Source organism: Streptomyces sp. NPDC058371 (assembly GCF_042723265.1).
Classification (GTDB): Bacteria; Actinomycetota; Actinomycetes; order Streptomycetales; family Streptomycetaceae; genus Streptomyces.
The window spans coordinates 21140-33208 of sequence record NZ_JBHXJC010000025.1 but is presented as its reverse complement, the minus strand read 5'-3'; the positions used below and the strand labels follow the sequence as shown (position 1 = coordinate 33208).

Below are 12069 nucleotides of genomic sequence, written 5' to 3'. Positions count from 1 at the left end.
AAGGAGTGAGTGGCATGACCGAACACGACGGCCGGGTCGCGCTGATCACCGGGGCCACCTCGGGGATCGGACGCGCGACGGCCAGGTGCCTGGCAGAGCAGGGGCACCGGGTCTTCATCTGTGCGCGCTCCGCCGAGAACGTGACCACGGTGGTGAAGGAGCTGCAGGCCGACGGCTTCGAGGCCGACGGCATCGCCTGCGACGTGACGGACCCCGCGCAGATCCGCGCCCTGGTCGCGGCGGCGGTGCAGCGGTACGGCCCCGTCGACGTCCTGGTCAACAACGTGGGCCGCAGCGGCGGCGGCGTCACCGCCGACATCGCCGACGAGCTGTGGTTCGACGTCATCAACACCAACCTGAACAGCGTGTTCCTGATGACCCGGGAGGTGCTGACCGCGGGCGGCATGCGGCACGCCGAACGCGGACGGATCATCAACATCGCCTCCACCGCCGGAAAGCAGGGCGTCGTCCTGGGCGCCCCGTACTCGGCCTCCAAGCACGGCGTCGTCGGCTTCACCAAGGCACTCGGCAACGAGCTGGCGCCCACCGGGATCACCGTCAACGCGGTGTGCCCCGGCTATGTGGAGACGCCCATGGCGGAGCGCGTGCGGCAGGGGTACGCGGCGGCCTACCAGACCAGCGAGCAGGCCATCCTGGAGAAGTTCCAGGCCAAGATCCCCCTCGGCCGCTACTCCACCCCCGACGAAGTGGCGGGGCTGGTCGGCTATCTGGCCTCCGACCGGGCCGCCTCGATCACCGCCCAGGCGATGAACGTCTGCGGCGGGCTCGGCAACTTCTGAGGGCTCGGCAACTTCTGAGGCCCGACCGGGCCCTTTTGACCACTGTCCACAACGGACCGAACCGGGAGGAGGACCGGCGATGACGAAGCCGGGCCACCGCGAGGTGGAGCACGAGATCACGGTGGGTGCGCCCGCCGACGATGTGTACCAACTGATCGAGCAGGTCGCGAACTGGCCCCGGCTGTTCCCGCCCACCGTCCACGTCGAGCAGGTCGAGCGGGACGGCTCCGCGGAGCGCATACGCATATGGGCCACCGCCAACGGCAGCGCCAAGAGCTGGACCTCGCGCCGCGAACTCGACCCGCAGGGCCGGCGCATCACCTTCCGCCAGGAGGTGTCCGCCCCGCCCGTGGCGGCCATGGGCGGCACCTGGCTGATCGAGCCGCTGTCCGACACGCAGTCCCGGGTGCGGCTGCTGCACGACTACCGCGCCGTCGACGACGACCCGCACGGCCTCGCCTGGATCGATGCCGCGGTCGACCGCAACAGCACCGCCGAACTGGCGGCCCTGAAGGCGAACGTCGAACTGGTCACCGCCCCCGCGGACAGCGACGACGGGCCGGTGCTCTCCTTCGAGGACTCGGTGCACGTCGCCGGCAGCGCCAAGGACGTCTACGACTTCCTCAACGAGGCCGACCGCTGGCCGGAGCGGCTGCCCCACGTCGCGGCCACGACGCTGACCGAGGAGGACCCCGGCCTCCAGGTACTGCGGATGGACACCCGCACCAAGGACGGCGCCACCCACACCACCGAGTCGATCCGAGTGTGCTTCCCGCACAGCAGGATCCTCTACAAGCAGATCACCGTGCCGAAGCTGATGACGCTGCACACCGGCTGCTGGACCCTCACCGAAGTCGACGGCGGAGTGCAGGTGACGTCCCAGCACACCGTCGTCCTCAACCCCGCCACCATCGAGGAGGTCCTCGGAGCCGGCGCGGGACTGCCGGAGGCCCGGGTGTACGTCAAGAACGCACTGAGCGGCAACAGCCTCGCCACCCTCGGGCACGCCAAGGACCACGCCGAAGGCCGGCGCTGACATGAGCAATGGGGTCATCGTCGTCGGTGCCGGGCCCGTCGGCCTTGCGCTCGCCGGTGAACTGCGCGTCGGCGGGGCCGAGGTGACGGTGCTGGAGCGGCTGGCCGCACCGACGACGGAGTCCAGGGCCACCACCCTGGACGCCCGCACCATGGAGCTCCTGGACCAGCGCGGCCTGCGGTCCCTGCTCGGCACCGTGCCCCGCGAACCCCGCGGGCACTTCGGTGGCCTGCCCCTCGACCTGGACACCCAGCCCTCCCCGTTCGCGGGCCAGTGGAAGGTGCCGCAGGCGCGGGTCGAGGCACTGCTCGGCGACCGGGCGCGCGAACTCGGCGCGGACATCCGCCGGGAGCACGAGGTCTGCGCGGTGCATCCGACCGCGGACGGCGTGAGGGTCGAGGCCGTCGCGCGGGAGGGACGCGGCTGCGGGCGGCGCGTGCGGCTGACCGCCCAGTACGTGGTCGGCTGCGACGGCGAGGAGAGCACCGTCGGCGCCCTGGCCGGCTTCGACTTCCCCGGCCGCGACGCCCGCCGCGAGCTGCTGCGCTGCGACGTCCGCGGGGTGCACATCCCCGACCGTCGCTTCCAGCGGCTGCCCGGGGGCTTCGCCGTCGCCGCGACCCGGGAGGGACTGACCCGGGTCATGGTGCACGAGTACGGGCGCGCCCCCGCGGTACGGACCGCCGCGCCCGGCTTCGACGAGGTCGCACAGGCGTGGTCGCGGGTGACCGGCGAGGACATCAGCGCTGGCACCCCGGTATGGGTGAACGCCTTCGGCGATGTCAGCCGCCAGGCCGCGCACTACCGCCAAGGGCGGGTGCTGCTGGCCGGGGATGCCGCCCACCGCCACCTGCCGGTCGGCGGACAGGCCATCAACCTCGGCCTGCAGGACGCCTTCGACCTGGGCTGGAAACTCGCCGCCGAGGCCGCGGGCACCGCGCCGGCCGGTCTTCTCGACTCCTACCACGAGGAGCGGCACCGGGCGGGCCGCCGCGCCATGGCGATCATCGACGCCCAGACCCTCATCATGCTCGGCGGCCCCGAGATCGAGCCGGTGCGCTCCTTGTTCGGCGAACTCCTCGGCCATCGGGCGGTGCGCGAGCTGCTGGCCCGTCGCCTCGGCGGTCTGGACGCCGGCATCACGGACCTGCCCGAACCGGCCGGGGCCCCGGACCGCACAGAAGGAGTCCCCTCATGATCACCCGTCGAGCGCTGCTCGGGGCCGCCGCCACGGCGGCCGCCGTGGCGGCGGCCCCCGCCGCCCGTGCCTCGGGTCCGGGCACCGTCGCCTGGAGGCGGCTGGACAGGCAACTGACCGGGGACCTGGTGCTCCCCTCCGATGCCCGGTACGCGACCGCCAGGCAACTGGCCATGATGCAGTTCGACGCCGTCGCCCCGCAGGCCGTCGCCTACTGCGCGGACGCGCGGGACGCGGCGCTGTGCCTCGCCTTCGCACAGGACAACGGACTGGCTCCGGCGGTGCGCAGCGGCGGCCACAGCGCCGGGGGGTACTCCACCGGCACCGGCCTCGTGGTGGACGTGTCCCGGCTGAACTCGGTACGGGTCGGCAGCGGTTCGGTGACGCTGGGCCCGGGCGCCCAGAACGTCGACGTGCTGAACACGCTGGCCGAGTCGGGTCTGGCCCTCACCGGCGGCGCGTGCCCGACCGTCGCCGCCGGCGGGTTCATCCAGGGCGGCGGGCTGGGGTTCCTCACCCGGCCGCTCGGTATGACCTGCGACGCGCTGACCTCCGCGACGGTCGTGCTGGCGAACGGACAGACCGTCACGGCCTCCGCGCGGGAGCACCCCGACCTGTTCTGGGCGCTGCGCGGGGGCGGAGGCGGCAACTTCGGCATCGTCACGTCCTACACGCTGACCCCGACCGCCCTGTCACAGGTGACCACGGCGCAGCTCGCCTACACCTATGACCAGGCGCTCGACATGCTCGACGGCTACTCCCGATGGCTGCAGGAGTGCCCCCGCACGATCGGCTCGGCGGCGGTGGTCACCCTCGCCGACGCGGCACCGGGCAACGTCCCGACCCCGTCGGTCATCGTGGTCTCCACCGGAACCCCGGCCGAACTCGAAGCGGAGCTGGCCCGGTTGGACTCCCTGACCGGCACACCGGCCCCGCGGCAGACCTCCGTGCTGCCCTACCGCGACCTGATGACGGGGATCTTCGGCTGTGCGGAGAAGACCACCGAGGAATGCCACCGGTCGGGTGCCTTCCCACAAGGGCAGCTTCCCCGGACCGCGTTCGCGCTGGAGCGCAGCCGCCTGGTCCGCGACGCCGTGCCCAGGGACGGCTGGGCGCGCATCCTGGAGCTCTTCGACGACCAGCGGGTGTCCGGCGGCCAGACGCACGGGCTCCAGGTGCTGCCGATCGACGGCGCCGCCTGGGACCTGGACCGCACCGCGACGGCGTTCGTGCACCGGGACAGCCGTTTCTCCGTGAACTTCCAGGGCTTCGTGGCGCAGGGGCCGGTCACCGACGAACTCCGCACCGCCGCGCGGGCCTGGGTCGACGCGGGCTTCGCGGCCGTCGACCCGCTCTCCTCGGGCGAGGCCTACCAGAACTTCATCGATCCGGAACTGGCTGATTGGAAGACCTCTTATTACGCCGAGAACTATCCGCAGTTGGTGAAGGTCAAGAACCGCTACGACCCGCACGGCCTCCTCAGCTTTGCGCAAGGCATAGGCGCGGCCTGATGAGGCATTGCCGAATCACGACCGAGAGAAAGAGTCAGAAATGGCCAAGCTGGAGAACCTGGACCCGACCACGCCGATGTTCGCGCAGTTCAGTGAGAAGACCGGACCCATCGTCCTTGCCAACATCTTCGTCGTTCCGAAGGGCAAGTCCGAGTCCTTCCTGTCCCACTGGAAGAAGCAGGCAGAGTTGATGAAGGCGCAGCCGGGCTTCGTCTCCCTGCAGATGCACCAGGGCACGGCGGGGAGCCAGCTGTTCATGAACGTCGCGATCTGGGAGTCGACCGAGGCCCTCGCCAAGGGGCTCGGCAACCCGGAGTTCCAGGCACTGTCCGCCCAGGTCCCCGACGACATCGTGTCGTATGCGCACATCTTCGAGAAGATCGCCGTCGAGGGGCTCTGCGAGGCCTGACCCGGCGGATCTCGTTGTGCGGACATCCCGGCGAGCCTGGCACCTGTCCTTCCAGGTGCCGGGCTCGCCCTTTCATCGGGGGTGCACTCCGAGCTGCCGCAGCCCGTCAAACTCACTTTGCGAATGGGGACTTCACCATGGATGTAGGACTTCTCTTCGACCTGCGAAACCCAGAGGGGTGGAAGCGCCCCTGGGCCGACCACTATGCGCAGAGCCTGGAATTCTGCGAAGAAGCGGACCGGCGGGGCGCGGGCGGGCTGTGGTTCACCGAGCACCACCTCTTCGAGGACGGCTATCTGCCGCAGCCGCTGACCTTCGCGGCCGCCGCCGCGGCCCGCACCCGCAACGCCCGGATCTGCACCTCGGTGGTGCTGCCCGCGCTGCGCAAGCCCGCCCAGCTCGCGGAGGAGGCGGCGATCGTCGACCTCGTGAGCGGCGGGCGCCTCGAACTGGGCATGGGCGCCGGCTACCGGGTTCCCGAATACGACCTGATGGACGCGGACTTCACGCGGCGTTTCCGGCTGACCGAGGAAAACATCCGCGAGGTCCGCCGGCTCTGGGAGGAGGGCGGCGTCACCCCGGGCCCGATCCAGGATCCCGTTCCGCTGTGGGGCGGCTTCTACGGACCCCGCGGCGCGCGGATGGCCGGCCGGCTCGGCATCGGGCTGCTGCACATCTCCCACGAGCTGTTCCCGCACTACCGCGAGGGGCTGGTCGAGGGCGGCCACGACCCGGCGACCGCGCGGGTCTCCGGCCTGCTGCCGATCATCCTCGCCGACGACCCCGACGAGGCCTGGGCACGCGTCGCGCCCTTCCTCGCCCACCAGATGAACAGCTACCGGCAGTCGTCCGTGGAGGGCACCGACAGGCCCCGGCCGCCGATCATCCATCCCGACGAGTTCCGCAAGCGGACCTCCAACGCCCCCTGGGGAGCCTTGAAGATCCTCACCCCCGCGGACGCCGCCGCCCAGATCAAGGAGACGACCGAGGGGCTGCCGGTGGAACACCTGATCTTCTGGGCGAGCATCGCCGGTATGCCGGACGACCTGACGGCCCGCAACATCGAGCTGGTCAGCGAGGAGCTGCCGCTGCTGCTGGGCCCCTGACGGCCGCCCGCCGTCAGCCCCCGGCCGGCCCACGGCAGAGGTGACGAAGCGCCCGGCAGCTGACGAGGCCGCCGGGCACGCCAATTACCTCGGCTCCTCAAGACCGCTGCCCAGGAGCACATCGCCGACGGCATCCGCATCAACGCGATCAGCCCCGGCGACGTGTCCGCGCCCGGCCGTACGGGCAGATGGCCGACGACGACGAGATCGCGAGCGCCGTGGTGTGGCCGGCCGGCGAGGAGTCCCAGTTCGCCGTCGGCCACGGCCTGGTCCTCGACGGAGCGGTCACCGCGTGATGACAGCCGCCCCGGGCCCGACCCACGGGACACGTATCACCCACCGTGACATCGGCCAGGGCATCGGATCGGCGCCTCGGCGCACGACGGCGAAACCGCGCCCGGGCCGCCGCTCCAGCCCGCTTCTAGGACGTGCTGGTCAACTTGGCGCAATTGAGGTCGACCTGCCGTCGCATCGGTACCGAAAGTCCAGTTCCCCCATCAACTCACACAGGCGAGAGTCGGGCGATGTGTCGGATATTTGGCCACTTTAATGGCGTGGTGACTGCGCACGAACTTCAGACGGTCGGCGCACTTCAGCGGCACGGCGGCCCCGACGGCCAGGGCAGCGTGCACGACGCGATGTGGTCGCTCGGGAGCAACCGGCTGGCCATCGTCGATCTGGACGGCGGCCAGCAGCCGTACGAGCTTGCGGACGGCCGTATAAAAGTCGTCTTCAACGGAGAGATCTACAACCACGACGAGCTTCGACAGCGGCTGCGCGCGCGGGGTTACACCTTTCTCGACCGTTGCGACGGGTCGATCCTCCCGGCGCTGTACGACGTGTACGGCGACGGCTTCACCGAGCACTTGGACGGCATGTACGCGATCGCCGTCCTCGACCAGCGCGTCGAGCCACGGCTCGTGCTCGCCACCGATCACGTGGGCATGAAGCCGCTGTACTACCGATGGGACCCGGCATCGGGAGCGCTCTACTTCTCCTCGGAGATCCCCGCCCTGCTCGCGTTCGACGCGGTGTCGAGCACCCCCTGGACGCCGGGCCTGGAGGCCTACCTCGCGACCAAGACACCCTTCGGCGAGCAGACGATGTTCGCCGACATCAAGGTGTTGCCGCCGGCGGCCACGGCGATCTGCGACCAGGCCTCGGGGCTGCGCGTCCTGCGTCGCGACCCGCCCCCGCCCGGCCCGTTGCCCGGCAACGACACAACCGGCCGGCTGCGCGCGATGCTTCGCAACGAGGTGCACCGGCTCCGGGTGGCCGACGTCCCGCTCGCCTCGATCACGTCCGGCGGGCTCGACTCCGGCCTGGTCACGGCCTTCGCCGCACAGGACGCCGGCGACCTGCCCACCTTCAACCTCTCCTACAAGGGCTCCTGGCCCGGGGACGAGCGGTCGTTCGCGCGCCAGATCGCGGAGCGGACCGGAGCGGTCTACCACCAGGTGGAAATCGATCCGGCCACCTTCCCCGACCTGATGGCCGACGTCGTGTGGCACCTGGGCCAGCCGAACGCCGACCCGATCACACTCAGCACCTACGCCCTGTTCCGCGCCGTGCGGGACGCCGGCTTCAAGGTCGCGCTGACCGGCGACGGCGCGGACGAGGTCTTCGGCGGCTACGACCGGATGCGCGCGGCGGCGCAGGCCCCCGGAGCGTGGTCCGCGGCGTACCGGGATGCCCTCGCCGTCGCCCCCGCGCGGCTGCGCGGCCGGCTCTACACCAAGGACTACGCCGCCGAGGCGGGCCGCACGGCACCGCTTCCGGAGAGGGCGAGTGAACTGCTGCGCGACGACGGCGACGACCCGCTGGGACGGATCACCGCATTCGAGATGGAGTACCGCCTGCCCGCCTACCACCTGCGCCGTGTGGATCACCTGAGCATGGCGCACTCGGTCGAGGTGCGGCTGCCGTACTGCCAACGCGACATCGTCGCCTTCGGCCGGGCGCTGCCCGACCGCATGCGCATCAGCGGCGGGCGGGTGAAGCGGGCGCTGTACGGCGCCGCGTCCGGACTGCTGCCGCAGGACGTACTGAACCGCCCGAAGCAGCCCTTCACCTTGCCCCTGACCGCGATGCTCGCCCCTGGGCGGCCGCTGTGGGACTACGCCCAGGACATGCTGGGCGCGAGCCGGCTGCGCTCCGCGGGCCAGATCGACCCCGGCGCCGTACAAAACCTCTTCCGCGTGCAGGCCGACCGTCCGGACGACACCGCGGCACTGACGATATGGGCCCTGCTGGTGCACGAGGTCTGGCGGGAGCTGTTCCTGCGGCCGGGCGCCCGGGCGGGGGCCGCGACGGGGGCGATGGTCGCGTGATCGGTCACATCGCTTACGCGTCCGGGGCGCCCTGCCCCACGCTCGTCCTCGACGCGCAGCAGTTCCCGAGAGACAGCGGGCCGCTCCTTAAGACCCTCACCGAGGTCCGCCGGCGGCTGGTGCTGGCCGGCGGGGCGCACATCCTCAAGATCGCGCTGATCGAGCCCTCGTCGCATCCGCTGTTCGATCTCGACTACCGCTTCATCCAGGCGCTGCCGGACGGTGTGGGACGGTTCGATCTGCGCGGCTCGTGCGGGCATTCCGTGCTGTGCTCCGTGATGGCCGCCGGGCGGTCCGGGATGCTTCCCCGGCAAGGTCCCGGGGACCGTGCCCGGGTGCGCGTCCTCAACAACGGCGATCACCTCGTGTGCGAGACCGAGGAGACCGACCGGGACACCGCCCGATGCACGATGTACTTCCTGCACACGCCCCCGGTCCCGGTGTCAGGTCTGCTGCTGCGGGGCGAACCGCAGACGATCCTCGACGTGGAGGACGAGAAGGTGACCGTCTCCCTGGTCTCCTCCGGCAACCCGTACGTCTTCGTCGGGGCGCGGGACGCCGGGGTGTCCGACTCCGCGGAGCTGTTCGCCGGGGGGCCCGGCCTGTTCGACCGGCTGCAACGGATTCGTGAAGCGGCGGCCCGGTTGTTCGACTGGCCGGCCGACGGCGCGTTCCCCAAGATCGCGGTCGTGGTTCCCGACGGACCCGGCCGGATAGCGGCCCGGGCCGTGACCGTACCCGGCTGGCACCCCACGCTGGCGCTGACCGGAGCGGTCTGCCTGGGGGCGGCGAGCTGCATCCCGGAGACGATTCCATGGCTCGCGGCACGGGACGCGGGAAGTCTCGGCGGGCAGGTGAACATCCTGACCACGGGCGGAAGTACGGCGGTGACCGCCACCACCCGCATCGGCGACGGACGAACCGAACTCGCCTGGGTCGCCGTGGGCAACAAGACCGTCCGCTTCCACGGCTCGTTCTTCCCTGAATCGCTCACCTATTTCCAACCCAGGGAGTTCGGAGAATGTCTGTCGCTACCAGCCTGATACGCACACGGGACGTCGTCCGCACGGTCGGACCCACCCTCTCGCCGCCGACCCTGGACATGCTGCGCGAGTCCGATGCCCGAGCCGCCGTCACCGGCAGGCCCGACACGGCGGTGCTGTCGAAACTGCGGGCCTCGGGACTGCTCGCCACCGCCGTCCCCGAGGCGTACGGAGGCGCCGGGGGTGACGCCGCGGCGGTCAACCGGGTGGTGGCGCAGACGGCGACGGTGAACCCGTCCGTGGCGATCATCCTGTTCCAGCATTTCGCGGTGTGCGCGCGTATCGACGAGTGGGGCACCGACGAGCAGAAGGCGAGGTTCCTGCCGGCCTTGGCCTCGGGCGAGTTCCTCGCCGCTTCGGCGTGGAGCGAGACGGGGGCGGGCGCCGCAAAGAAGCGGCTGGCTTCCCTCGCCGAGCGGCTCCCCGGCGGTCGATGGCTGCTGAACGGCGCGAAGTCGTTCACCACCGGCGCCGGTGTCGCGGACCTCTACCTGGTGCTCGTGCAGACGTCACCGGCACAGGACGACCCGGCAAGCAGCTACGGCTCGGCCGGCCAGACCTTCTTCCTCGTGCGCGGCGACAACCCCGGACTGATCCCCGATCTGAGCCTGGACCTGGTCGGCATGCGCGGATCCGCCACCGGCTTCGTCCAACTCGGCAACTGCGAGGTCACCGACGACGATCGCCTGGGACCGCTCGGACACGCGACGGCCCTCATCGCCGGCGTGCGGGAAAGCGGCGCGACACTCGGCGCGGTGTCGACCGGCATCGCCCAGGCGGTGTACGACCTCGCCGCCGAGCACCGCGCCCGCCTCGACGCGTCACGGGCTCAGGCCATCCGGCACCAGATGGTCGCGCTCAGCACACTGCTGGAGTCGGCGCACGCCTTCGTCGCGCGCGCGGGCCATCGCTCGTCGGACGATCCGGGCCGCACCACGCTGCAGGCCAAGCTGCACGCCTCCGCCGCTGCCGAGCACATGTGCCTCGAGGTCTCCCGCATGCTCGGCTCCGCCGGTTACGTCGTCGACCACCGGCTGAATCGATTGATCGCCGATGCCCGCGCGGTCGCCCTGATGGGCCCGACCAATGATCTGTGCAGAGAGCTGGTGGCCAAGTCATGGGAGAACTGAACAGGCAAGACGCCGACCTCGTGGTGACCGGACGCCTGGTCACACCCACGGGAGTGCGGCCGGGCGCGGTCGTCGTGTCCGCGGGCCGCATCCGCGCCGTCACCGACATCGACGAGGCCCCCCCGGGCGTGCCGCGCCTGGATGCCGGCGACGCGTACGTCCTGCCCGGACTGATCGACTCGCATGTGCATTTCCGCACGCCGGGCCTGGAGTACAAGGAGGACTGGGAGCACGGCAGCCGGGCCGCCGTGGCGGGCGGCGTCACCACGGTCATCGACATGCCGAACACGAGGCCTCCGGGATTGTCGCCGGAGGCGATAGTGGCGAAGGCCGCGCTGGTGGCGGGCTCGTCGTTGGTCGACTACCGGTTCCATCTGGGCGCCGACCCGGACCGACCCGAACTGCTCGCCGACCTCGACCCGGCGATCGCCACCAGCGCCAAGGTCTTCATGGCCGGGCACCAGACCGCGCCGACGGTCGTGCGGGACCAGGGCCGGCTGGAGAAGATCTTCGCCGCCGCGTCCGGCAGTGTGCGACTGGTGCTGCACGCCGAGCGGGACACCCTGTTCACGCTGCTCGACGGCTGGCGGGGGCGGCTTCGGGACTACACCGCCTACGAACGATCACGGCCGCGCAGCGGGGGAATCGCGGCCGTGGCCGAGGTCATCGAGCTGGTACGCCGGTACGGAACGCAGGCGCACATCCTGCACGTGTCCAGCGCGGAGGAGGTCGACCTGCTCTCGGCCGCGCACGACGAAGGGCTGCCACTCACCTTCGAGGCGACCGCGCACCATCTGTCGTTCACCGACCACGACACACTGCGGACCGGAGCACGTACCCGCCTGTCGCCGGCCATCCGCTCCTCGGCCGACCAGGACCGGCTCTGGGCGGCCCTGCGCGGCGGCGAGATCGCCACCCTGGGCAGTGACCACGCTCCGCACACGGTGGCGGAGAAGCTTCTGCCGGTAGCGGACGCTCCGCCCGGGATCCCCGGCGTGCAGGAACTCGCCGTCGCCGTCTGGACCGGGATGCGCCGACGCTGGCCCGGCGAATCCTGCGACGTGGCCATCGCGCGGCTCGTCGATCACCTGGCGACCAGGCCGGCGGAGCTGTTCCACCTGCCGGGCAAGGGCCGCCTGGAGCCGGGCGCCGACGCGGACCTGACGCTCTTCGGCCCGGACGATCCGTGGATGCTCTCCGCGCACGACGTACATTCCAAATGCGGCTGGTCGGCGTACGAGGGATGGACGATGGCCGGCAAGGTGCGGACCACGATCAGGGCCGGAGAGGTGGTCTGGGACGCGGCTGAGCGGAGGTTCGGCAGCCCCACCGGACGCTGGCTTCAACCGCGCACGACGCCAAGTGCCCGCCCCTGACCCGCACTTCGGGCCGTCGGGACCGGGACATGGGGCCGGGGGGGGGGGGGGGGGGGGGCCCCCCCCCCCCCCCCCCCCCCCCCCCCCCCCCCAAGGGGGGAACTGTTGCGCGGAAAAAAACGCCCACAAG

General features: G+C 71.2%; 10 protein-coding genes. All 10 read left to right on the top strand.

From position 1 onward, the window contains the following. Window positions 1-14: 14 nt before the first annotated feature. The gene (gene fabG / locus ACFWM2_RS39435; protein WP_383290972.1) at window positions 15-800 is read left to right on the top strand and encodes a 3-oxoacyl-ACP reductase FabG; all 786 of its coding nucleotides are present in this window, start codon (window positions 15-17) and stop codon (window positions 798-800) included. A 79-nt stretch (window positions 801-879) separates the two neighbouring features. Further along, window positions 880-1836, top strand: coding sequence for an aromatase/cyclase (locus ACFWM2_RS39430; protein ID WP_383290969.1), 957 nt, complete (start codon window positions 880-882; stop codon window positions 1834-1836). A gap of 1 nt (window position 1837) precedes the next feature. Further along, window positions 1838-3034 (top strand): FAD-dependent monooxygenase, encoded by a 1197-nt coding sequence (locus tag ACFWM2_RS39425; RefSeq protein WP_383290966.1) that lies wholly within the window; start codon window positions 1838-1840, stop codon window positions 3032-3034. Beyond that, on the top strand, window positions 3031-4545 hold the full coding sequence (locus ACFWM2_RS39420; RefSeq protein WP_383290963.1) for an FAD-binding oxidoreductase: 1515 nt from the start codon (window positions 3031-3033) through the stop codon (window positions 4543-4545). The genes ACFWM2_RS39425 and ACFWM2_RS39420 overlap by 4 nt, the downstream gene beginning before the upstream one ends. 40 nt (window positions 4546-4585) lie before the next feature. Beyond that, window positions 4586-4954 (top strand): antibiotic biosynthesis monooxygenase family protein, encoded by a 369-nt coding sequence (locus ACFWM2_RS39415; RefSeq protein ID WP_383290960.1) that lies wholly within the window; start codon window positions 4586-4588, stop codon window positions 4952-4954. Window positions 4955-5091: 137 nt separating this feature from the next. Further along, window positions 5092-6060, top strand: a complete 969-nt coding sequence (locus tag ACFWM2_RS39410; RefSeq protein WP_383290957.1) for an LLM class flavin-dependent oxidoreductase — start codon at window positions 5092-5094, stop codon at window positions 6058-6060. A gap of 524 nt (window positions 6061-6584) precedes the next feature. Next, entirely contained in the window at window positions 6585-8390 is a 1806-nt protein-coding gene (gene asnB, locus ACFWM2_RS39405; protein WP_383290954.1) for an asparagine synthase (glutamine-hydrolyzing), read from the top strand. After that, window positions 8387-9433, top strand: a complete 1047-nt coding sequence (locus ACFWM2_RS39400; protein WP_383290951.1) for a PrpF domain-containing protein — start codon at window positions 8387-8389, stop codon at window positions 9431-9433. The genes asnB and ACFWM2_RS39400 overlap by 4 nt, the downstream gene beginning before the upstream one ends. Beyond that, entirely contained in the window at window positions 9412-10563 is a 1152-nt protein-coding gene (locus tag ACFWM2_RS39395) for an acyl-CoA dehydrogenase family protein (protein ID WP_383290948.1), read from the top strand. Before ACFWM2_RS39400 ends, ACFWM2_RS39395 begins: the two co-directional genes overlap by 22 nt. After that, window positions 10551-11939 (top strand): dihydroorotase family protein, encoded by a 1389-nt coding sequence (locus ACFWM2_RS39390; protein ID WP_383290945.1) that lies wholly within the window; start codon window positions 10551-10553, stop codon window positions 11937-11939. The genes ACFWM2_RS39395 and ACFWM2_RS39390 overlap by 13 nt, the downstream gene beginning before the upstream one ends. Window positions 11940-12069 lie beyond the last annotated feature (130 nt).